The organism is Burkholderia latens (assembly GCF_902499045.1).
Taxonomy (GTDB): domain Bacteria; phylum Pseudomonadota; class Gammaproteobacteria; order Burkholderiales; family Burkholderiaceae; genus Burkholderia; species Burkholderia latens.
In genome coordinates this window covers 39,330-62,325 of sequence record NZ_CABVPL010000048.1, presented here as the reverse complement: position 1 = coordinate 62,325, position 22,996 = coordinate 39,330, and the positions used below count along the sequence as shown (strand labels likewise).

The 22,996-nt window shown below is 65.8% G+C and carries 18 protein-coding genes, 3 tRNA genes and 1 pseudogene; 2 read left to right on the top strand and 20 right to left on the bottom strand.

The annotated features are described in order from the left end of the window. The 3 genes from BSE24067_RS25730 to gltX form a co-directional block, all read right to left on the bottom strand. Positions 1-76, bottom strand: a tRNA-Glu gene (locus BSE24067_RS25730). A 139-nt stretch (positions 77-215) separates the two neighbouring features. Continuing rightward, positions 216-291: transfer RNA gene (locus BSE24067_RS25725), tRNA-Ala, on the bottom strand. A gap of 127 nt (positions 292-418) precedes the next feature. After that, positions 419-1,828 (bottom strand): glutamate--tRNA ligase, encoded by a 1,410-nt coding sequence (gene gltX / locus BSE24067_RS25720; RefSeq protein ID WP_151065647.1) that lies wholly within the window; start codon positions 1,826-1,828, stop codon positions 419-421. A gap of 280 nt (positions 1,829-2,108) precedes the next feature. Here gltX and BSE24067_RS25715 point away from each other — a divergent pair, with 280 nt between their 5' ends. Beyond that, positions 2,109-3,035 carry a patatin-like phospholipase family protein gene (locus BSE24067_RS25715; protein WP_151065648.1) on the top strand — a complete coding sequence of 309 codons (927 nt, stop codon included), beginning with the start codon at positions 2,109-2,111 and terminating at the stop codon, positions 3,033-3,035. 140 nt (positions 3,036-3,175) lie between these two features. Here the strand turns inward: BSE24067_RS25715 and BSE24067_RS25710 are convergent, their stop codons facing one another. The 14 genes from BSE24067_RS25710 to BSE24067_RS25645 form a co-directional block, all read right to left on the bottom strand. After that, the gene (locus BSE24067_RS25710) at positions 3,176-3,850 is read right to left on the bottom strand and encodes a C40 family peptidase (RefSeq protein WP_151065649.1); all 675 of its coding nucleotides are present in this window, start codon (positions 3,848-3,850) and stop codon (positions 3,176-3,178) included. Between the two features lie 129 nt (positions 3,851-3,979). Next, the gene (locus tag BSE24067_RS25705; RefSeq protein ID WP_151065650.1) at positions 3,980-5,602 is read right to left on the bottom strand and encodes an ABC transporter ATP-binding protein; all 1,623 of its coding nucleotides are present in this window, start codon (positions 5,600-5,602) and stop codon (positions 3,980-3,982) included. Further along, a complete protein-coding gene (locus tag BSE24067_RS25700) occupies positions 5,599-6,696 on the bottom strand; it encodes an ABC transporter permease (RefSeq protein WP_151065651.1) in 1,098 nt (365 codons plus the stop codon). Before BSE24067_RS25700 ends, BSE24067_RS25705 begins: the two co-directional genes overlap by 4 nt. A 75-nt stretch (positions 6,697-6,771) precedes the next feature. Then, on the bottom strand, positions 6,772-7,815 hold the full coding sequence (locus tag BSE24067_RS25695) for a microcin C ABC transporter permease YejB (protein WP_063549915.1): 1,044 nt from the start codon (positions 7,813-7,815) through the stop codon (positions 6,772-6,774). A 52-nt stretch (positions 7,816-7,867) separates the two neighbouring features. Further along, positions 7,868-9,751 (bottom strand): extracellular solute-binding protein, encoded by a 1,884-nt coding sequence (locus tag BSE24067_RS25690; RefSeq protein WP_151065652.1) that lies wholly within the window; start codon positions 9,749-9,751, stop codon positions 7,868-7,870. Positions 9,752-9,953: 202 nt separating this feature from the next. Then, a complete protein-coding gene (locus BSE24067_RS25685) occupies positions 9,954-10,310 on the bottom strand; it encodes a hypothetical protein (protein ID WP_151065653.1) in 357 nt (118 codons plus the stop codon). Between the two features lie 402 nt (positions 10,311-10,712). Beyond that, a complete protein-coding gene (gene cyoD, locus BSE24067_RS25680) occupies positions 10,713-11,045 on the bottom strand; it encodes a cytochrome o ubiquinol oxidase subunit IV (RefSeq protein ID WP_006759069.1) in 333 nt (110 codons plus the stop codon). Then, positions 11,046-11,654 (bottom strand): cytochrome o ubiquinol oxidase subunit III, encoded by a 609-nt coding sequence (gene cyoC, locus BSE24067_RS25675; RefSeq protein WP_151065654.1) that lies wholly within the window; start codon positions 11,652-11,654, stop codon positions 11,046-11,048. After that, positions 11,654-13,660, bottom strand: coding sequence for a cytochrome o ubiquinol oxidase subunit I (gene cyoB, locus BSE24067_RS25670; RefSeq protein ID WP_151065655.1), 2,007 nt, complete (start codon positions 13,658-13,660; stop codon positions 11,654-11,656). The genes cyoC and cyoB overlap by 1 nt, the downstream gene beginning before the upstream one ends. A 3-nt stretch (positions 13,661-13,663) precedes the next feature. Beyond that, positions 13,664-14,551 carry a ubiquinol oxidase subunit II gene (cyoA, locus tag BSE24067_RS25665; protein ID WP_151065656.1) on the bottom strand — a complete coding sequence of 296 codons (888 nt, stop codon included), beginning with the start codon at positions 14,549-14,551 and terminating at the stop codon, positions 13,664-13,666. 279 nt (positions 14,552-14,830) lie between these two features. After that, on the bottom strand, positions 14,831-16,360 hold the full coding sequence (locus BSE24067_RS25660) for a complex I subunit 4 family protein (RefSeq protein WP_151065657.1): 1,530 nt from the start codon (positions 16,358-16,360) through the stop codon (positions 14,831-14,833). A gap of 453 nt (positions 16,361-16,813) precedes the next feature. Then, a complete protein-coding gene (locus BSE24067_RS25655; protein WP_151065658.1) occupies positions 16,814-17,587 on the bottom strand; it encodes a hypothetical protein in 774 nt (257 codons plus the stop codon). A gap of 195 nt (positions 17,588-17,782) precedes the next feature. Beyond that, positions 17,783-17,876, bottom strand: a tRNA-Ser gene (locus BSE24067_RS25650). A gap of 110 nt (positions 17,877-17,986) precedes the next feature. Beyond that, entirely contained in the window at positions 17,987-19,240 is a 1,254-nt protein-coding gene (locus BSE24067_RS25645) for an aspartate kinase (protein WP_034188899.1), read from the bottom strand. Between BSE24067_RS25645 and BSE24067_RS33145 the strand changes: the two are divergent. Continuing rightward, positions 19,223-19,460 (top strand): annotated as a pseudogene (locus tag BSE24067_RS33145) (hypothetical protein); the annotation flags it as partial. The gene BSE24067_RS25645 and the pseudogene BSE24067_RS33145 sit on opposite strands and share 18 nt — an antisense overlap. 122 nt (positions 19,461-19,582) lie before the next feature. On the opposite strand, the gene tilS reads toward BSE24067_RS33145, so the two are convergent. The 3 genes from tilS to BSE24067_RS25630 all read right to left on the bottom strand — a co-directional run bounded on the left by tilS (position 19,583) and on the right by BSE24067_RS25630 (position 22,973). Continuing rightward, positions 19,583-20,989, bottom strand: a complete 1,407-nt coding sequence (tilS, locus tag BSE24067_RS25640) for a tRNA lysidine(34) synthetase TilS (RefSeq protein ID WP_151065668.1) — start codon at positions 20,987-20,989, stop codon at positions 19,583-19,585. Positions 20,990-21,032: 43 nt separating this feature from the next. Then, complete coding sequence (locus BSE24067_RS25635; RefSeq protein ID WP_006478433.1) at positions 21,033-22,004, bottom strand: acetyl-CoA carboxylase carboxyltransferase subunit alpha; 972 nt, start codon at positions 22,002-22,004, stop codon at positions 21,033-21,035. 99 nt (positions 22,005-22,103) lie between these two features. After that, positions 22,104-22,973, bottom strand: a complete 870-nt coding sequence (locus BSE24067_RS25630; protein WP_151065659.1) for a DNA-3-methyladenine glycosylase family protein — start codon at positions 22,971-22,973, stop codon at positions 22,104-22,106. Positions 22,974-22,996: the final 23 nt, after the last annotated feature.

Genomic DNA, 22,996 nt, shown 5'->3' with positions numbered 1-22,996 from the left:
TGGCGTCCCCTAGGGGATTCGAACCCCTGTACTCACCGTGAAAGGGTGATGTCCTAGGCCTCTAGACGAAGGGGACATGATCTTTTCAGATCTGTCTGACTTTCGCTATTCACTCATCGTCAACAGCGAAGGCCGAAATCTTAACTGCTTTAAATCATTTTGTGAAGCATTTATTACTACCACCACTGCTTCGCAAATCAATCATTTTGTTCTGATGGTGGAGGTAAGCGGGATCGAACCGCTGACCTCTTGCATGCCATGCAAGCGCTCTCCCAGCTGAGCTATACCCCCTTGCAGAACAGAAGTGAGATTATATGGACCGAATTTGAACTTGTAAATACCCTTTTTGCGATTGGAGCGAAATTTTTTGCGAAGCCGCCGCGACGTCACGCGCGAGCGGCTTCGCGGCACCTCGATCTCAGGCCAGCGCGGCCTCGATACGCGACACCACCGCGTCGCGACCGAACAGCACGAGCACCGCATCGATCGACGGCGTATGCGTCGTGCCCGCCACCAGCAGGCGCACCGGCATCGCGAGCTGCGGCATCTTCAGCTTGTGCGTCGCGAGGGTCGCCTTCAGCGCGGCGGATACGGCTTCCTTCGTCCAGTCGGCCGCCTTCAGCGCGGCGGCGAGATCGGCCAGCGCAGGGCGCACCGCGTCTGTCACGTGCTGCGCGAGCGCGTCGGCGTCCGGCGCCGGCACGCGGTAGAACATCGCGGCGCCTTCGGCGATCTCCTTGACCGTCGTCGCACGGTCCTTCATCAGGCCGACCACCGCATCGAGCGCCGGACCTGTCGCGATCGCCGCGTCGTCGATGCCGAGCGCCTCGAGGAACGGCTTCGCCAGCCCGGCGAGGCGCGCATTGTCGGCTTCCTTGATGTAGTGCGCGTTCAGCCAGCTCAGCTTGCTGTGGTCGTACTGCGCGGGCGACTTGCCGAGATGCTCGAGGTCGAACCATTCGACGAACTGCTCGCGCGAGAAGATTTCGGCGTCGCCGTGCGACCACCCGAGACGCGCGAGGTAGTTCACGACGGCCTCCGGCAGGAAGCCCGCGTCGCGATAGGCCATCACGCTCATCGCGCCGTGCCGCTTGCTCATCTTCTCGCCCTGCTCGTTCAGCACGGTCGGCAGGTGTGCATAGACCGGCGGCTCGCCGCCGAGCGCGCGCAGGATGTTGATCTGGCGCGGCGTGTTGTTCACGTGGTCGTCGCCGCGGATCACGTGCGTGATGTTCATGTCCATGTCGTCCACGACCACGCAGAAGTTGTAGATCGGCGTGCCGTCCGGACGCGCGATCACGAGGTCGTCGAGCTCCTCGTTCGAGATCTCGACACGCCCCTTCACCGCATCGTCCCACACGACCGTGCCGGTCAGCGGGTTGCGGAAACGCAGCACCGGCTTCACGCCGGCCGGCGGCTCGGGCAACACCTTGCCCGGCTCCGGACGCCACGTGCCGTCGTAGCGCGGCTTCAGGCCCGCCGCGCGCTGGCGTTCGCGCAGCGCGTCGAGTTCCTCGGCCGACATGTAACACGGGTACGCGAGGCCCTGCTCGAGCATCTGCGCGAGCACTTCGCGATAACGATCCATCCGCTGCATCTGGTAGATCGGACCTTCGTCGAAATCCAGCCCGAGCCACTGCATCCCTTCGAGGATCGCGTCGACCGCTTCCTGCGACGAACGCTCGACGTCGGTGTCCTCGATACGCAGCACGAACGTGCCTTTCATCTTGCGCGCGAACGCCCACGGATAGAGCGCGGAGCGGATGTTGCCGAGGTGGATGAAGCCGGTGGGACTCGGCGCGAAGCGGGTACGGACAGGACGGGTCATAAACGGTAACTCGAACGCCTGGGGCGCATGAATGATTCGACGCGGGATCGACGGCGACAGCCCGGACAGCAACGGGGCCGGCCGCGCCCGGAACGGGAAAGAAGCCGGAATTATACTCGCGCCCGTCTGCGCGCCAAGCGCGCCGCTTGCTTTATGATGTGCGCGCCGCGGCCGCCAGCCGGCGCCGCGCCGGCCGCCCGGACATCGCCGCTCGGCCGCTCGGAACCTATCGCCGCCGCGGGCCGCACGACCCGCCGCCAAGCCGCCGGAGAACCATTCGATGTCGTCCCCTCGCCTGTCGCGCCGCCACTTCACGATCGCGTGCGCGTCCGCCACCCTCGCCGCATGCACGTCGTTCGGCGACAAGTCCCGCCCCGACAACGCCGCGAATTCCGCGCAATCGCACGAGAAGCCCGTGAAGATCGGCATCGCGCTCGGCGGCGGCGCCGCGCGCGGCTTTTCGCACATCGGCGTGCTGAAAGCGCTGGAAGCGCGCGGCATTCCGGTCGAGATCGTCGCGGGCACGAGCGCGGGCTCGGTGGTCGGCGCACTGTACGCGTCGGGAATGAGCGGCCTGCAGATCAACAAGATCGCGCTCGACATGGACCAGGCGTCGATCAGCGACTGGGCGCTGCCGTTCCGCTCGCGCGGGCTGCTGCAGGGCGTCGCGCTGCAGAACTTCCTGAACAAGGCGCTCAACAACCGGCCGATCGAGAAGATGGCCAAGCCGCTCGGCATCGTCGCGACCGACCTGCAGAACGGCCAGCCGATCCTGTTTCAGCAGGGCAATACCGGGCTGGCGGTGCGCGCGTCGTGCAGCGTGCCGTCGGTGTTCGAGCCCGTGAAGATCGGCAACCGCGAGTACGTCGACGGCGGCCTCGTGAGCCCGGTGCCGGCGTCGTTCGCGCGCAGGATGGGCGCGAGCTTCGTGATCGCGGTCGACATCTCGTCGCGGCCGGACGGCGCGGCAACCAACAACCCGATCGAGATGCTGCTGCAGACCTTCACGATCATGGGCCAGACGATCAAGACCTACGAGCTCGACAAATACGCGGACGTCGTGATCCGCCCGAACCTCGCGGCGATGGGTGGCAGCGATTTCAACCAGCGCAACGCGGCGATCCTCGCAGGCGAGGAAGCGGTCGCGCGCATCATGCCCGAACTGCAGCGCAAGCTCGCGGCGGCTCGCGCCGGCGTGGCCACGTAAGCGGACGCACTGCGGCGCGTCGAGGCCCGCGGCGGCGGCGGCGCCCGCCGTCGCACCGTTTTCTCATGCCCCAAAAAACAAAAAACCCTGCCGCCTTCCGGTGACAGGGTTTCGTCGATCCGGCGCAGCGCCGGCCCGTGTCAGTTGCTGCCGTTCGACGCGTCGTCGCCGATCGTCGCGCGCACGCGCTGGCGCAGGTCGTCGGCCTTCATCGGAAATTCCGATTCGAGCCGGCGGGCGCCGGTGAACCGCTTTTCCCAATAGCCGCTGTCGAGATCGTCGACGCGAATCGTGCTGCCCGTCGACGGCGAATGCACGAACTTGTTGTCGCCGATGTAGATGCCGACGTGCGAGAACGTGCGGCGCATCGTGTTGAAGAACACGAGGTCGCCCGGCTTCAGGTTGTTCATGCTGACCTTCTCGCCGACGCGGCTCATCTCTTCAGCGCGACGCGGCAGCGACATGCCGAGCGTGTCCTGGAACACATAGCGGACGAAGCCGCTGCAGTCGAGGCCCGAATCCGGCGAGTTGCCGCCCCAGCGATAGCGCACGCCGATCATGTTGAGCGCGCCGACAACGACGTCGCCGGCCTTGCCCGCCATGCCGGCGAGGAACGACTTCGCGCCGCCGCCCGACGGCTGCGCGGTGGTCTGCTGAGTGGAGGAACCCGACCCGATTTGAGTCGAATTGGCGACATTCTGGTTGAAACTGCTGACTTCGTCGGCGAACGCGCCGGGAGCTGCTGCGAACAGGGCGCCGATGAAGAGCCCGGCGACGGTGCGCGCGCATGCCTTGGTCAGGGATCGATGCTGCATTGGTCGAATGGAATTTGCTTAAAAATCAGCTGATTGGCGGAAAATTTCGGTCGATACTAGCCAGCGCGTAATCGTTTGTCAAAACAAATTAAAAAATACAATCGAGATGGTCAGACCATTGGACGCCTATCACGCTTTCCAGACCGCTTTCAACAGCTTTTGTGTGTAAGGATGTGACGGCCTCGCGAAGATGTCGGCGACCTCGCCGGACTCCACGATCGCCCCGCCCTGCATCACCGCGACGCGGTGCGCCATCGCGCCGATCACCTCCAGGTCGTGGCTGATGAATACATAGCCAAGGTTGTATTTCTGTTGCAAATTCGCGAGCAGTTTCAGCACCTGCTGCTGGATCGACACGTCGAGCGCCGACGTTGGTTCGTCGAGGATCAGGATGCGCGGTTCCAGCACCAGCGCGCGTGCGATCGCGATCCGCTGGCGCTGGCCGCCGGAGAATTCGTGCGGATAGCGATGCAGCACCGTCCGGTCGAGGCCGACTTCGCGCAGCACGGCCAGCGACTTCGCACGGCGCGCATCGGGCGTCAGGTCGGGGCGATGCAGCTCGAGCCCCTCGCCGACGATCCGCTCGATCGTGTGACGCGGCGACAGCGAGCTGAAGGGATCCTGAAAGACGACCTGCATGTTCGAGCGCAGCGCGGTCTGCTCGCGGCCGCGATAGGCCGACAGCGCGCGTCCCTGGAACTCGATCTCGCCGTGCGTCGTCTTCTGGAGCCCGAGCAGCGCCATCGCGAGCGTCGACTTTCCGGAGCCGGATTCGCCGACGATGCCGAGCGTCTCGCCCTGCCGAACCGACACCGACACGTCCGCGACCGCCGTCACCGGCGCCGTGCCGAACCACCCGGCGAAGCCCGGCCGCCTGCGCGCGAACTGCACGCTGACGTGACGCGCGTCGAGCACGACGGGTGCGATCGGCATCACCGGCGCGACCGCGCGTTGCGGCCGGCTGTTCAGGAGCCGCCGCGTATACGGATGCTCCGGCTCCGCGAAAATCCGCTCGACCGGCCCGCTTTCGACGAGCCTGCCGCGTTCCATCACCGCAACGCGCTGCGCGAAGTGCCGCACGAGGTTCAGATCGTGCGTGATCAGCAGGATCGCCATCCCGCGCTTTTCCGCCTCCTCGCGCTGCAATTCGAGCAGCAGGTCGACGATCTGCGCGCGGATCGTCACGTCGAGCGCGGTCGTCGGCTCGTCGGCGAGCAGCAGGCGCGGCCGGCACGCGAGCGCCATCGCGATCATCGCGCGCTGGCGCTGGCCGCCCGACAGCTGGTGTGGATAGCTGTCGACGCGCTTCTCCGGCTCGGCGATCCCGGTGCGCGCAAGCAGCGCGATCGCGCGTTTGCGTGCTTCGGCCGCCGTCACGCCGTCGTGCAGCACGATCGTCTCGCCGATCTGCGCGCCGATCGTATAGAGCGGGTTCAGCGCGGTCATCGGCTCCTGGAAAATCATCGCGATGTCCGAGCCGCGCAGCCCGCGCATCTCGCGCTCGCTCTTGCCGGCGAGGTCGTGCCCGGCGAAGCGGATCGTGCCGCTGACGTCGGCGTCGCGCAGCAGCCGCAGGACCGACAGCGCGGTCACGCTCTTGCCCGACCCCGACTCGCCGACGAGCGCCACGCGCTCGCCGCGACCGATCGCGAGCGTCACGTCGTCGACGGCCACCGTGTCGCCGAAGCGCACGTGCAGATGCTCGAGCGACAGCAGCGGTTCGCCCGCGTCTAATACGACCGTGTCGCTCATCGCTGCCCTCCCGCCGCACGCACCGAGTCGGCGATCCGCGTATCGAGCGCGTTGCGCAGCGCGTCGCCCATGAACGTCAGCAGCAGCAGCGTCGCGACCAGCACGCCGAACGTCGACAGCGAGATCCACCATGCGTCGAGGTTGCCCTTGCCCTGCGCGAGCAGCTCGCCGAGGCTCGGCGTCGGCGGCGGCACACCGAGCCCGAGAAAGTCGAGGCTCGTGAGCGCGAGGATCGCGCCGCTCATCCGGAACGGCAGGAACGTGATCACGGGCGTCAGGCTGTTCGGCAGCACGTGGCGCCAGATGATCTGCCAGTTCGTGAGCCCCATCGCGCGGGCCGCGCGCACGTAGTCCTGCGTGCGGTTGCGCAGGAACTCGGCGCGCACGTAGTCGGCGAGGCCGATCCAGCCGAACAGCGACAGCAGCACGATCAGCAGCAGGAAGCTCGGCTCGAAGATCGACGCGAAGATGATCAGCAGGTACAGCTCGGGCAGCGAGCTCCAGATCTCGATCAGCCGCTGCCCGACGATGTCGATGCGCCCGCCGAAGAAGCCCTGCACCGCGCCCGCGGCGATTCCGAGCAGCGTGCCGATTGCGGTCAGGATCAAGCCGAACTCGACCGACACGCGGAACCCGTACACGAGCCGCGCGAGCAGGTCGCGCCCTTGCGCGTCGGTGCCGAGCCAGTTCGCGCGCGACGGCGGCGCCGGGTTCGGCACGTCGGAGAAGTAGTTCAGCGTGTCGTAGTAATAGCGGTTCGGCGGGTAGACGACGAAGTTTCCCGGCGCGTCGAGCCGCTTGCGCACGTACGGATCGAGATAGTCGGCCGGCGTCGGGAAGTCGCCGCCGAAGGTCGTCTCCGGGTACGCATGGAACATCGGGAAATAGTATTGGCCGTCGTAGCGCACGACGAGCGGCTTGTCGTTCGACCACAGCGGCGCCGCGAGGCTCGCGGCGAATGCGACGACGAAGATCACGAAGCTCCAGTAGCCGACGCGCTGCTGACGAAAGCGTTGCCACACGCGGCGTGCGGGCGACGGCGACACGCGCGCGCGCGCGGCGTCGATGCGGGACGACACGACGGCCCGGTTCATCGCGCACCTCGCCCGGCGGACGCGGGCATGCAGATGGACGCGCCGGCGAACGGCGTGCGAACGGACGGTTTCATGTCAGCGCTCCAGGTTGTCGAATTGAATGCGCGGGTCGACCCACACGTAGCAGAGGTCGGAGATCAGTTTCGTCGCGAGCCCGATCAGCGTGAACAGATACAGCGTGCCGAGCACGACCGGATAGTCGCGCCGCACGACCGACTCGTACGACAGCAGCCCGAGGCCATCGAGCGAGAACAGCGTCTCGATCAGCAGGCTGCCGGTGAAGAACGCGCCGATGAACGCGGCCGGGAACCCGACGATCAGCGGCAGCATCGCGTTGCGGAACACGTGCTTCCACAGCACGGTGCGCTCGGCGAGCCCTTTTGCGCGCGCAGTCAGCACGTATTGCTTGCGGATTTCGTCGAGGAACGCGTTCTTCGTGAGCATCGTGACGACCGCGAAGCTGCCGACGACCGACGCGGTGATCGGCAGCGCGATGTGCCACAGGTAGTCGAGCACCTTGCCGGCGAGCGACAGCTGCGCGAAGTTGTCCGACGTGAGTCCGCGCAGCGGGAACAGTTGCCAGAACGAGCCGCCGCCGAACAGCACCAGCAGCAGCACGCCGAGCACGAAGCCGGGAATCGCATAGCCGACCAGCACGACGAGGCTCGTCGCGACGTCGAACGGCGAACCGTTGCGCACGGCCTTCGCGATGCCGAGCGGCACCGAGATCAGGTAGGTGACGAAGAACGTCCACAGCCCGATGCTGATCGACACCGGCAGCTTCTGCACGATCAGCGACCACACGCTCTGATGGCGGAAGTAGCTTTCGCCGAGATCGAAGCGCGCGAAGCGCTTCAGCATCAGCCAGTAGCGTTCGAGCGGCGGCTTGTCGAAGCCGTACAGCGCCTTGAGCTGCGCGAGCTGCTGCGCGTCGACGCCCGTATGCGCGCGCATCCCGAACGGCGTCGCGCCCTGCTCCGTCGCGCCCTTGCGCAGCTCCTGCACGGCCTGCTCGACGGGGCCGCCCGGCACGAACTGGATCACGGCGAACGTGAGCGTGAGCACGCCAACGAGCGTCGGGATCATCAGCAGCAGGCGTTTGAGGATGTAGCTCCACATAAGGCGTCGACTCGCGATCGTCAGGCTGGGTTGAACGAAGGGCCGGCAGGCTTCAGTGATCGGGCTTGGCCCACCAGGTCGATACGACCCAGCCCTCGGCCGAATAGTACAGCGGCAGCGTCTGCGGATAGGCAAGCGTGCGCTTGTACGCGATCCGGTGCGTCGTGCTGTACCACTGCGGCACCGCGTAGTAGCCGTGCATCAGCACGCGATCGAGCGCATGCGTCGCGTCGAGCAGTTCTTCGCGCGTCTGCGCGGTGCCGAGCGCGTGCAGCAGCGTGTCGACCGCCGGCGACTTCAGACCGATCAGGTTGTCGGAGCCCGGTTCGTCCGCGAACCTGCTCGCGTAGCGCGAGTATTGCTCGGCGCCCGGCACCTGTACACCCGGCAGGCGGATCGTCGTCATGTCGTAGTCGAACGCGTCGAGCCGCTTCTGCAGCAGCGCGAAATCGGCCGTGCGAAAGCGCGCGTCGATGCCGAGCTTCGCGAGATTGCGCTGATAGGCGGTCACGACGCCCTGCATCGATCCGCCGGAATCGTCGAGGATCTCGAACGTGAACGGCTCTCCGTGTGCGTTGCGCAGCGCGCCGTCGCGATAGGTCCAGCCGGCCTGCGCGAGCAGCGCGCGAGCCTTCAGCAGATTCGCGCGCAGCGAGCCCGGCGGATTCGTGCTCGGTTGCGTGACCATCGGGCCGAACGCGGCCGGGTCGAGCTGCGCGCGCAGCGGTTCGAGCAGCTTCAGTTCGCCCGGGCCCGGCGTGCCGGTCGCCTGCAGGTCGGTGTCGGCAAAATAACTGTTGAGGCGCGTGTAGGCACTGTAGAACAGCTGCCGGTTCAGCCATTCGAAGTCGAACGCGAGGTCGAGCGCCTGGCGCACGCGCACGTCGCGAAACAGCGGCCGGCGCAGGTTCATGAAAAAGCCCTGCATGCCGGCGCCGTTGTGCTGGCGGAATTCGCGCTTGACGAGCTCGCCGCTGTCGAAGCGCTTGCCGACGTCGCGCCGCGCCCAGTTGCGCGCGACGTATTCGACCAGCACGTCGTATTCGCCGGCCTTGAACGCTTCGAGCCGCGCGACGCCGTCGCCGTACAGCTTGTAGACGATGCGCTCGAAGTTGTGGGTGCCGACCCGCACCGGCAGATCGGCGCCCCAATACGCGGCGTTGCGCCGGTACGTGATCGTGCGGCCGTTGTCGTAATGGTCGATCACGTACGGGCCGCTGCCGATCGGCTGCTCGAACGCGAGCTGGTCGAACGGGATGCGCGAGCCGTCGGCGCGCAGCCCCCACTTGCGCGAGAACACCGGCACGCCGCCGGCGATCAGCGGCAACTCGCGGTTCGCGCTGTGGAATTCGAAGCGTACGGTCGCCGGATCGACGACCACGGCCTTCGTGATTTCGGCGAAGTACGCGCCGAACTGCGGCGCGGCTTGCTTGCTCTTGAGCGTGTCGAACGAGAACTTGACGTCGTCGGCCGTGACGCGATCGCCGTTCGAGAAGCGCGCGCGCGGGTTCAGATGGAACGTGACCGAGCGGCGGTCCGGCGCGATGTCGATGTCGTCGGCAAGCAATCCGTACGCGGACGCGGGCTCGTCCAGGCTGCCGGTTGCGAGGCTCTCGAACAGCATGTCGATGCCCGGCGCGGGGTTGCCGCGCATCGTGAACGGATTGAACTTGTCGAACGACGTCAGCCGGCTCGGGTTCGCGAGCACGAGCGTGCCGCCCTTCGGCGCGTTCGGGTTCACGTAGTCGAAATGCTTGAAACCCGGCGGATATTTCGGCTCGCCGTATTGCGCGATCGCATACGCCGCGTGTGCGGCCGTTGCGGCCAGCACCGCCTGTATTGCCCATGCTGCCGCCGTGCGGCCGGCGGCCCGTGCCGCTTGCGCGGCGCCGAAGCGGATGCGTGCGGCCGCGGCCCGGGGCGAACCCTTCGTCATAGAGGCCCTGTCGGTCGATTGTTGGATGGAACGAGGGTCGATTCTACCCATTCAATTCGACGCCGAGCCAGACCGCGGGTTTTCATGCGTGGCGCCGGCGCGTCGCGCCGACGTGCGCACACTGCGCGCGTAAATGAAAAACCGCCACGCAGGCGGTTTTTCTTCTAGTGCGTGCACGCATCGCGCGTGCGCCGCGACGCAATCAACGCCAGCCGTTGTGGCGGCCGTTATCCCAGTGACCATGACCACGATCCCAGCCGCGGCCATGATGGCGATACCACTCTTCGCGGGCCCAGTAGCGGCGGCCGTCCCAGTATCGGTCGCCGTGCCAGCCGATCACGATCGCCGGTGCCGGCGCATATACGGGCGCCGGTGCGTACACAGGCGCCGGCTGGTAGACGACCGGCGGAGGCGGCGGCGCATACACGGGCGCGGGTGCGACGTAGACCGGCGCCGGCACGCCGACGTTGATCCCGACATTGACTCCCGCCATTGCTGCGCCCGACACGAGCAAGGCCGTCACACCGGTCAAGAGCGAGGCAACACGCAAAGTCTTCATGGATTCCTCTTCGAGTTGTTTCATGTGTGATTCGACTATAACGGCTGGCGCTGGCCCCGCATATTTCAAGTTTGTAAGAACTGATGCGCGGCATCGCGACCGAAACCGCCGGCTAACGTCTTGTAACAATTGGCGATCCGCAGCGCCGGTCGCGGCCTGTCCAGCTCTCCTGCGCGTGCGTGCGGCTTGCGCTCCTGTTGCGCCGTTCCTGCGCCGGATGCGCCGCTGATGCGCGCTCGCCGCGCGGAATCATACTGCTTCCGGTGGACGCCGGTGTCGCTCCCGGAATGACACGACGCGGCCACCGGCCACCGGCCACCGGCTTTCGGCTTTCGGCAGGCGAAAAAAAGCGGCACACGCGTGCCGCTTCTTCGTAGCCGGCGCGCAGCGCCGCGATGCCGCTCAGCGCGACATCATGTTCATGCTGACATTGTGCATCACCCACAACGTGCCGACGATCAGGATCGCCGCCGTGAGCACCGTGTAGCTGAACGCCATCACGTTCCAGCGCTGGCCGGACGAACCATTCATGTGCAGGAAGTACACCAGGTGCACGACGATCTGCACGAATGCCAGCGCGGCGAGCGCGATCAGCGACGCGTGCGGTGACAGCACGCCGCCCATTACCAGACCGAACGATGCGGCCGTGAGCAGCACCGACAGGATGAAACCGGCGACATAGCCGCCGACGCTGCCGTGCCCTTCTTCGAGTTGAGACGAATGCGAATGGGCCATTTAGATCACGCTCGCGAGATAGACAAAGGAAAACACGCAGATCCACACGATGTCGAGGAAGTGCCAGAAGAGGCTCAGGCACGTCAGGCGGCGCAGGTCGCGATCGGTCAGGTCGCCGCCGCGCAATACGATCTGGCCGGCCAGCACGAGCATCCACAGGAGGCCTGCCGTCACGTGCAGCCCGTGCGTGCCGACGAGCGTGAAGAACGCCGACAGGAACGCGCTGCGCTGCGGGCCGGCGCCTTCCGCGATCAGGTGCGAGAACTCGCGCAGCTCCATCGCGAGGAACGCCGCGCCGAGCACGAACGTCACCGCGAGCCACGCGAGCAGCGCGCCGCGCCGCTGCTTGTATGCGGCCAGCATCGCGAAGCCGTACGTGATGCTCGACAGCAGCAGCGCGGCGGTTTCGACCGCGACGCCCGGAATGTCGAACAGGTCCTTCGCGGTCGGGCCGCCCGCGTACTGGTTGCCGAGCACCGCGAACGTCGCGAACAGCGCCGCGAAGATCACGCAGTCGGTCATCAGATACAGCCAGAAGCCGAACACCGAATGCGACGGCGGATGGTCGTCGTGCTCGAGCAAGGTTGCGCTCAAGGTTTTCTGCAACATCAGTTGGCCTCCAGTTCCACGTCATCGACTCGCGTGGCCACGCGCGCCGCCGGTTGCTTCTCTTCGATCTTGCGCACCTTCGCCGCCGGGATGTAGTAGCCGTCGTTGTCACGCGAGCTGTAGACCACGAGCGTCGCGACGATGCCCACCAGCCCGCCGATCGCCATCCACCAGATGTGCCACACCAGCGCGAAGCCGAGCACCAGGCTGAAGACGGCGACCACCAGGCCCGCGCACGTATTCGACGGCATGTGGATGTCGCGGATCGCCGCCGGGTTCGGGCGGCCGTCGCCGCGCGCCTTCATGTCCGCGTACGCGTCGAGCGTACGTACTTGCGGAATCACCGCGAAGTTGTAGTCGGCCGGCGGCGACGAGGTCGCCCATTCCAGCGTGCGGCCGCCCCACGGATCGCCCGTGGTATCGCGGTACGCGGGCAGGTTCCGGTTGCGGATGCTGACGACCAGCTGCAGCAGCTGGCACGCGATGCCGATCGCGATCAGCACGGCGCCGAACGCGGCGACCAGCAGCCACGGATGCCACGCCGGGTTGTCGTAGTGGTTCAGGCGGCGCGTCATGCCCATGAAGCCGAGCACGTAGAGCGGCACGAACGCGACGTAGAAGCCGACCTGCCAGAACCAGAACGCGGCCTTGCCGAGCTTCTCGTTCAGCTTGAAGCCGAACGCCTTCGGGAACCAGTAGTTGAAGCCCGCGAGATAGCCGAACAGCACGCCGCCGATGATCACGTTGTGGAAGTGCGCGATCAGGAACAGGCTGTTGTGCAGCACGAAGTCCGCGCCCGGAATCGCCATCATCACGCCGGTCATGCCGCCGAGCGTGAACGTGACCATGAAGCCGATCGTCCACAGCACGGGCGTCGTGAATTCGATCCGGCCGCGGTACATCGTAAACAGCCAGTTGAACACCTTCACGCCGGTCGGGATCGCGATGATCATCGTCATGATCCCGAAGAACGCGTTCACGTTCGCGCCGGAGCCCATCGTGAAGAAATGATGCAGCCACACGAGGAACGACAGCACCATGATCGCGCAGGTCGCGTACACCATCGTCTTGTAGCCGAACAGCGGCTTCTTCGAGAACGTCGCGATCACTTCCGAGAAGATCCCGAACGCGGGCAGGATCAGGATGTACACCTCCGGATGGCCCCACGCCCAGATCAGGTTCAGGTACAGCATCGCGTTGCCGCCGGCTTCGTTCGTGAAGAAGTGCATGCCGAGGTAACGGTCGAGGCCGAGCAGCGCGAGCGTCGCGGTCAGGATCGGAAACGACGCCATGATCAGCACGTTCGTGCAAAGCGCCGTCCACGTGAACACCGGCATCTTCATCAGCGTCATGCCCGGCGCGCGCATCTTGATGATCGTCACGAAGAAGTTCACGCCGGTCAGCAGCGTGCCGACGCCCGAAATCTGCAACGCCCACAGGTAGTAGTCGACCCCTACCCCCGGACTGTACTGCAGCTCCGACAGCGGCGGATACGCGAGCCAGCCCGTCTGCGCGAATTCGCCGATCACGAGCGACACGTTGATCAGGATCGCGCTGACCGCCGTCATCCAGAACGACAGCGAGTTGATGAACGGGAACGCGACGTCGCGCGCGCCGATCTGCAGCGGCACGACGAGGTTCATCAGGCCGACCATGAACACCATCGCCATGAAGAAGATCATGATCACGCCGTGCGCCGTGAAGATCTGGTCATAGTGGTGCGGAGGCAGGTAGCCGGGCGCGTTGTACGCGAGCGCGAGCTGCATGCGCATCATGATCGCGTCGGCGAAGCCGCGCAGCAGCATGATCAGCGCGACGATGATGTACATCACGCCGAGTTTCTTGTGGTCGACCGTCGTCAGCCATTCCGTCCACAGCCACTTCCAGCGGCCGGTGATCGTCAGCGCGGCGAGAATGCCCAGCACGACGAGCCCCATGAAGGCGCCCGCCCCCATGATGATGGGCTGATCGAACGGGATCGCCGATAGTGTGAGTTTGCCGAACATGCGTTACCCCTTCGTGCCGCAGGCGGCGTCCTTCAGATCGAGGACGTGGCCGTCGTTGTATTTCGCGATGATGTTGTGGAAGAGCCGCGGATCGACCGACGAGAAGTAGCGCACCGGCGCCTTCTCGCTGGGCTGCGCGACGGTGCCGTACACGGTCGCGTCGAGCCGCTCCGGCGACGCCTTCACCTTCTGCACCCACGCGTCGAACTGCTCGCGCGGCTCGGCGAGCGTGCGGAACTTCATGTCGGAAAAGCCGCGGCCGCTGAAGTTTGCGGACGTGCCCGCGTAGTCGCCGGCTTCGTCGGCGATCAGGTGCAGGCGCGTCTGCATGCCGGCCATCGCGTAGACCTGGCCGCCGAGCTGCGGGATGAAGAACGAGTTCATCACCGAATCCGACGTGATGCGGAAATTCACCGGCGTGCCGACCGGAATCGCGAGCTGGTTCACCGACGCGATGCCGAGCTCCGGATAGATGAACAGCCATTTCCAGTCGAGCGCGACGACTTCGACGTCGATCGGCTTCACCGACGACTCGAGCGGCTTGTACGGATCGAGCTCGTGCGTGGTTTTCCACGTGAGCACGCCGAGGAACAGGATGATGAGTGTCGGCACCGTCCAGATCACGACCTCGATCGCGGTCGAGTGCGACCAGTTCGGCGCGTAGGCCGCGTTGCGGTTCGACGCGCGGTAACGCCACGCGAACCACAGCGTGAGCAGGATCACCGGCACGACGACGATCAGCATCGCCCATGTCGACGTCGCGATCAGCGCCTTCTCGGCGGCCCCGACGCTTCCTTTCGGATTTAGTACATCTAAATTACAGCCTGACAGGCTCAATGCCGCGCCGATCGACATCAGCGCCGTCCAGCCTTTTGAAGCTCTTCTTTTCATCACACAGCCCGAGGGTCATTGAATCCGTTGCGTATGCCCGATGCGCATCCGATCCACGAAAGTGGGCGAATCATACGTCGCGCGAGCGCGATGAAAAACCGGCGGATGCGGCAAATCATCATTGCAAAATCTGTTGTGAGACAGATTGTCGCGGGGCAATTTCACGCGGGCGGAAGATGGCCGCCGGCCGGCCGGAGCTCGGCCGTCGCCGGATCGATGTGCGCGCAACGACAGCCCGCATCGGCGCGCGATGCGGACTGTCTGCACGGTGTCATGCGCTCAGCCGTGCACCGATGCCATGTACGCCGGTTGCGCGGGTGCGCCGCCGTCGCCGGCCGGCACCTTCGAGCGGCTCGCGTCCTGGATCAGCCGCCCGACGGTCGGATCGATCGCGTCGGTAAACGGCTTCGGATCGACGCCGACCATCAGCACGATCAGCGCGAGCGACGCGAACATCACGATCTCGCGGCGGCTGAGATCGGCGAGCTTCGCAACGTGCGCGCTCGCGACCTTGCCGAACACGACGCGCTTGATCATCCACAGCGTGTACGACGCGCTGAGGATCAGCGTGAGCGCCGCGATCGCGCCGATCCAGAAGTTCACGCGGATCGCGCCCATGATGACCATGAACTCGCCGACGAAGCCCGACGTGCCCGGCAGGCCGACGTTGGCCATCGCGAACAGCACCGCAAACGTCGCGAAGCGCGGCATCACGCCCGCCACGCCGCCATATGCGGCAATCTCGCGCTGCTTCGTGCGATCGACGAGCACGCTCACGCACAGCAGCATCGCGCCCGCGACGAAGCCGTACGACACGAGTTGCACGATCGCGCCTTCGACGCCGATCCGGTTGAACAGGAACAGCCCGAGCGTCACGATCCCCATGTGCGCGACCGTCGAATACGCGAGCAGCTTGCCGAGGTCCGTTTGCGCGAGCGCGATCAGGCTCGCATAGACGATCGCGAACAGCGACAGCGCGATCACCGCCGGCGCGAAGAAGTGGCTCGCGTCCGGCGTGATCGGCAACGCGAAGCGCAGGAAGCCGTAGCCGCCGAGCTTGAGCATCGCGAGCATCAGCGCGGCGCCGGTCGGGCCGTCCGTATACACGTCGCGCAGCCACGTGTGGACCGGCCACATCGGCACCTTGACCGCGAACGCGGCGAAGAAGCCGAGGAACACCAGCAGTTGCGGCGCGAAGCCGAGCTGCAGCGTGCGCCATGCGTTCATGTCGAACGTATGCGACTTCGCGAACAGGTACAGCATCGCCATCAGCAGCAGCAGCGAACCCGCGAACGAGATGAAGAAGAACTTCACGGCCGCGTACACGCGATGCTCCGTGCCCCACGTGCCGATCAGCAGGTACAGCGGAATCAGCGTCGCCTCGAAGAAGATGAAGAACAGCAGCCCGTCCTGCGCGGCGAACACGCCGACCATCAGCCCCGACAAGATCAGGAACGATGCGTAGTACTGCGCGACGCGCACCGTCACCGATTCCCACGACGCGATCACGACGACCAGCGTCGTGAACGCCGTCAGCACGACGAGCCATAGCGACGCGCCGTCGATCCCGACGCGCCAGCCGGCATTGAACGCGGCCAGCCAGTCGCGCGTTTCCACGAACTGCATCGCGGCCGAATGCGCATCGAAGCCGGCGACGAGCGGCACGACGGCAGCGAGCCCGGCCAGCGCACCGACGAGCGCGAGCAGTCTCGTGCGGTGCGGATGACGGTCGGAACCGGCGCGCAGCAGGCACGCACCGAACAGGATCGGAGCCCAGATCGCCAGGCTCAGAAAGGGGAAGTGTTGCATGTCAACAGGCCTTGAGAAGGTCGCGCGCTGCATCGGGAAGCAGGCGTGACGAAGGGAACGAAATCAAATCGACAGATAGATTTCGCGGATCGCCAATGTTGGCAAAATGTAAAGCGGAATCAGGACGAAGCTTGACGCCGCTCAAGCGCTATCGGGTTAACCAGCATACGGTGGTTGAATATTTTTTGCAGCGCAGCAGCGCGGTGTTTCGCGTCAATTCGATAGGCGCCTGATTTTTATGCGTAATTTTTTGTATTGCTGAGCGGCACCAGTGGTCCGAATCGACGCGACGCCGCATTTTTGACGAAACGACTCCGTTGCGACGCGCAAGTGCAAAATAAAGGGAGCGATGGCGGTGCACGCGCCGCTCCTTACGCCGATGCTTTCGTTTTTATTTCAACGAATGCCGATCATTCAGCTCGGGATGCGCGTCGGCCGCCCGCAGCACGTTCGTCAGCGCCGGTGACTCAGCCTGTCCCACACGCGCATCGCGACCGCGCGATAGTGGTTGTGCTGCGCAGGAAAATGAACGAAGCGGCTATCGCGCGTCGCATAGACCGGCGAGCAAGCGAGCGACATCGCATCGACGACGTAGCGCGCGTCGATCATGCCCGCGTGCAGCAACTCGACGTAGATCGCCTGCTGGTCGCCGCCGCTCGCGTAGACCGACGACCGGTCGTCGAAACTCTCGATGCGCGCGCAGATGCGGTCGACCCGTTCACGCATCGGCGCGCAAGCGTAATGGCCGTTCGCAAGCGGCCGGTCGAACGGCAGCGGCGGGAAGTGCTCGGCGAGCAGCGTCGCCTCGCAGTCGTGGTGCCGCTCAGGCACGCGCATCGCCCACTTGCCCAGTTCGACCGCCAGCGTGCGCAAGCGCTCGCGCACGTCGGGCACGTTGCGAAAGATCATGCCGCTCGCCGCGGGCAACGGGGACTTCGGCGTCTGCGTCGTGACGATCGCATCGTAACCATCCGCGACGTCGGGAAGCGCGTGCCGGCCGAACACGACCGAGAACGGATCGAGCACGAGCAGCAGCGCGCCCTCCTCCATCGCGACGAGCTGCGCGATGATCGCGTGATACTTGTGCAGCACCTGCTGGCGCTCGCCGTACACGTGCGTGCCGTCGACGACCGCATGCCGGTAGCCCTGCTCGTGCGCGTAGCACGCGTGGTTCGCGACGAGCCCGTCGACAGGCCGGCGCGAAACGATGGTCAGGACGGAATGCATGCGTGCCGAAACTCCGACGTCAGCCGTGCGAGGCGATACGCGTATTTAGCGCATCGGCATCGCTGAAGTCCAGCATTGATTGGCTGTCCGGACGAAGCGCGACGCCGAGCGGCGGATCGGAGCGAATCGGAAACGAAGCGCGAAAAAGAAAAAGCCCCGCAAGTCCGAGAACTTGCGGGGCTTTGTCACCGCTTTTGGCGGAGACGGAGGGATTCGAACCCTCGATCCAGGTTTTGGCCCAGATGCTCCCTTAGCAGGGGAGTGCCTTCGACCTCTCGGCCACGTCTCCCAAACTTTCGCTCGCACCAGGGAGGCAGTGCGACGAGAACGAGATAATATAGGCTTTCGAACCGTGCGTCAATTTCCGTGATGCATTTTCTTCAATGCATCACGAAAAATTCACGACGCCTGGTCGAGTTCGAATGCCTTGTGAAGCGCGCGGACGGCCAGCTCCATGTATTTCTCGTCGATCAGCACCGAAATCTTGATTTCGGACGTCGAGATCATCTGGATGTTGATACCCTCTTCCGACAGCGTGCGGAACATCTTGCTCGCGACACCGACGTGCGAACGCATGCCGACGCCGACGACCGACACCTTCGACACCTTCGGGTCGCCCTGCACGCGCTCGGCGCTCACATGGCCCTGCACCTGGTTCGTGAGGATGTCCATTGCCTTCTGGTAGTCGCCGCGGCCGACCGTGAACGTGAAGTCCGTCTTCCCTTCGACGCTCTGGTTCTGGATGATCATGTCGACGTCCACGTTCGCATCGGCGACCGGGCCGAGGATCTGATACGCGATGCCCGGCTTGTCGGGCACACCCATCACCGCAATGCGTGCTTCGTCGCGCTGGAACGCGATGCCGGAAATGACTGCCTTTTCCATGGTCTCGTCTTCTTCAAAAGTAATCAGGGTGCCCGAGCGCATTTCTTCGTCGAGCGCAATCAGCGGATCGGTCAGGCTCGACAGCACACGCGTCTTCACCTGGTATTTGCCGGCGAATTCGACCGAACGGATCTGCAGGACCTTCGAGCCGAGGCTCGCCATTTCCAGCATTTCCTCGAACGTCACGCGATCGAGGCGTCGCGCCTCTTCGACCACACGCGGGTCGGTCGTGTAGACGCCGTCGACGTCCGTGTAGATCAGGCACTCTTCGGCATCGAGCGCGGCCGCGACCGCCACTGCCGACGTGTCCGAGCCGCCACGGCCCAGCGTCGTGATGTGGCCGTCCGGATCGACGCCCTGGAAGCCCGTGATGATCACGACCTTGCCGGCGTTCAGATCGGCCTTCACGCGCTCGTCGTCGATCGAGTGGATGCGCGCCTTCGTGAATGCGCTGTCCGTCTTGATCGGCACTTGCCAGCCGGCATAGCTCACGGCCTCGACGCCGATTTCCTGCAGCGCGATCGACAGCAGGCCGACGCTGACCTGCTCGCCGGTCGATGCGATCATGTCGAGCTCACGCGGGCTCGGCTGGCTCGAAATCTCTTTCGCGAGACCGAGCAGGCGGTTGGTTTCGCCGGACATCGCGGACGGCACGACCACCATCTGGTGCCCGGCCTGATGCCATTTTGCGACGCGTTTCGCGACGTTCTTGATGCGCTCGACCGAGCCCATCGAAGTGCCGCCGTATTTGTGTACGATGAGTGCCATTGTCGTTCTGAACTGGAGGAGAAGCCGCACGGGCGCGCTGGGCAGGCCGCGTTGCCGTTCGGTCACGCGGCTTGTGGCTGTGGACGGACGACGAGGGGAACGGCTGGGACGCAACACGCAAGCGTGACGGATTTTGCCCGGAAGGCCGATCAGGCCGCGCAAACCGGGTACGTCACGCGGAAAACCTGCACAAATCGCTCAAAAATCGAGCCGAGCAAACGACCGAGCGTACCCGATAGAGGCCCGCTTGACAAGCCGCTCGCCGGTTCGGCAAGCGTTCCGGCGCTGTTTACCAAATGGTGAAAACCGGCGCGCGATCGCGCGGCGGGAGACGCGCGGGCGCTACGCGATCAGCAGGTCGGGACGCCATTCGATCCGGCGCCAGCCGCCGTCGCTGGTAAGCCCGTCGCCATGATTCACGCCGAGCCGCGGCACGTAGACGAGCCGGTCGCCCGCGAACAGCAGCGGCACGTCGCGCTGCCATGCCGGCACGCCGCGCTCCTGAAACAGGTTCTTCAACGTGCGCCCCGGCCCGCCGGGCGACGTACGCAGCCGCTCGCCGCCCGCCCGCGCACGCACGACGAGCGCCGCGCTGCGCAACAGCGCCTCCGGCACGGCGCCGGGACTGCCGGCGTCGGCCGGCGCGAACACGAACGTGCCGCGCCACCCCGGCACGTGCCAGACTTCCTGGCCGTCCCATGCGAGCGACGACTCGGGATGCGGCGTGCCGGCACCGTCGTCGGCCGGCTCAGCGCTGTCGCCCGCTTCCCAGTAAACGGTATCGCGATAAAGCCGCAGGCACTGCCCCGCGTGGTCGACGCGCAGCGCATGCGCGTCGTGCGCGGCGCGCAGCTGCCGCATCATGTTCGCGAGCCGCGCCGCCGATGCGCCGGGCAAACCGAGCCGGCGCATCCAGAAGCGCAGCAGGTTCGCACCGCGCGTATCGTCGAACGCGACCAGCGCGTCGCGCGACAGCGCACGTCCGTCGTCGCGCGCGGCGCCGGCGAAATCGAGTTCGGCGAGATCGTCGAGCAGCCGCTGCGCGGCGGCCGCGTGCTGGGCCGCACGGCCGAGCGCATCGCGAAAACCTGGAAAGTGCGCGGCAAGCGCCGGCAGCACGTCGATGCGCAACGCATTGCGCGCATAGCGCGTGTCGCCGTTCGATTCGTCGTCGATCCATGCGAGAGCGCGTTGCGCCGCATAGCGTTCAAGTTGCGCACGCAACAATCTCAGCAGCGGCCGCACGCGCTCGACGCTCGCGCCCGCCGGACGATAGTGCGGCGCCATCGCGGCGAGACCGGCGATCCCCGCGCCGCGCAGCAGTTGCAGCAGCACGGTCTCGGCCTGATCGTCCGCATGCTGCGCGATCCAGAGCGCCGCCACGCCGTGCCGTTCGCACATCGCGTCGAGCGCCGCGTAGCGACGCTCGCGCGCGGTCGCCTCGACGCCGAGCCCGCTGTCGCGCGGCACGTCGACACGTTCGGATTCGAATGCGACACCAAGCCGCTCGGCCGTCGCCTGCGCGTGCGCGACCCACGCGTCGGCGTTCGCGCTGAGGCCGTGATGCACATGCAGCGCGACGCAGCGCGCGGCGCCGGCGACGCGCACGGCCGCATCGAGCAGGACCGTCGAGTCGAGGCCGCCGCTGTACGCGATCGCGATCCGCGCATCGGCCGGCAGACAGGCAAGCGCAACGCCGACCGCGTCGAGGACGACGCGGTCGGCGTTGAATTCGGTCGGGGGGATCACGAGCAAGACGCGCGCCGGACGGCGCGCGATGCGAACACGCCGGTCATGCGCCGGGCGTGGTTTCCTTGAACTTGCCGTAGGCCATCAGGCGCTCGAAGCGGCGCTCGCGAAGCGCGTCGATGCTCATGCCCTGGAACTGGCGCAGCGAATCCGCGAGCGCGCGGCGCAGCAGCGCAGCCATGCCCTTCGGATCGCGGTGCGCGCCGCCGAGCGGCTCGTTGATGATCTTGTCGATCAGGCCGAGCGCCTTCAGGCGATGCGCGGTCAGGCCGAGCGCTTCCGCTGCCTCGGGCGCCTTCGCGGCGCTCTTCCACAGGATCGACGCGCAGCCTTCCGGCGAGATCACCGAGTAGGTCGAGAACTGCAGCATCATCACGGTGTCGGCCACGGCGATCGCCAGCGCGCCGCCCGAACCGCCCTCGCCGATCACGGTCGTGATGATCGGCGTCTTCAGCTCGGCCATCACGTACAGGTTGCGGCCGATCGCTTCCGACTGGCCGCGCTCTTCGGCGCCGATGCCCGGATATGCACCCGGCGTGTCGACGAACGTGAAGATCGGCAACCCGAACTTCTCGGCGAGGCGCATCAGGCGCTCGGCCTTGCGATAGCCTTCCGGACGCGGCATCCCGAAGTTGCGCGCCGCGCGCTCCTTCGTGTCGCGGCCCTTCTGATGGCCGATCACCATGCACGGATGGCCGCCGAAGCGCGCGAGACCGCCGACGATCGACAAGTCGTCCGCGAACGCGCGGTCGCCATGCAGCTCGTGGAAATCGGTAAACAGTTCCGCGACGTAGTCGAGCGTGTACGGACGCTGCGGATGCCGCGCGATCTGCGAGACCTGCCACGGCGACAGATTCGCGTAGAGGTCCTTCGTCAGTTGCTGGCTCTTCTTCGACAGCCGCTCGATTTCTTCCGAAATATCGACAGCCGAGTCGTCCTGCACGAATCGCAGCTCTTCGATCTTGGCCTCGAGTTCGGCGATCGGCTGTTCGAAATCCAGAAACGTGGTCTTCATGTGTTCGAATCCTTGGGTCTTGCGGCAGCGCGTATTCTACCCGCGCGGGCGATGCGCAAAACCGGCTCTCAACTATTGATGTTTAAAACCTGATAGCCGTCAGTCGGTGTCAGTGTCGGGCACGTCGAGGCTGCGCCACATGTACCAGGTCGCGACGGTACGCCACGGCTCCCAGTTGGCGGCCACTTCGCGCGCCTCGCTGCGCGTGACCGGCTCCCCGCTGAAGTAATTGACGCTGATCGCGCGAATCAGGCCCGGATCGTCGAGCGGCAGCACGTCCGGCCGCGACAGGTTGAAGATCAGGAACATCTCGGCCGTCCAGCGGCTGATGCCGCGGATCTGCGTGAGTTCCGCGATCACGTCCTCGTCGTCCATCGACGTCCATTTGTCGACGTGCAGCGCGCCGGACACGAAGTGCTGCGCAAGATCGAGGATGTATTCCGTCTTCCGCTTCGACAAGCCGCATCCAATCAGCTTGTCCGCGCCGAGCCGGATCACCGGCTGCGGCGCGAGTTTCGGACACGCATCCTCGATGCGCGCCCACAGCGCCTGCGCGGACGTCACCGAAATCTGCTGGCCGACGACCGAGCGCGCGAGCGTGACGAACGGATCGCCGCGCTTCACCAGATGCGCGGGGCCGAACTTCGGGATCAGCTTCTTCAGGATCCGGTCGCGCTTCACGAGATCGGCGCACGCCTTGTCCCAATATGCGGGACGCACGACGTCATCGGCGCCGTCGGCTGCCGCGTCGGACGCGCGCGTCTTGCGCGCCGCGTCCGCGGCCGTCAGCGCGACCTCCGGCTGCGCCGCGTCCGCGCCCTTCGCGCGCACGGGCTTCGCATGACCGTTCATCGCGCCGTTCGGCACGGCGCGCGTCGGGTCCGCCTTCGCCGCCGGCGCGCGCTTGGCTGCCGGACGCGCGGCGAGCGGAGTCGCACGCCTGACCGGCGCTTTTCTGGCCGTTGCCATCTTGCCTCCTACCCGACGGATCG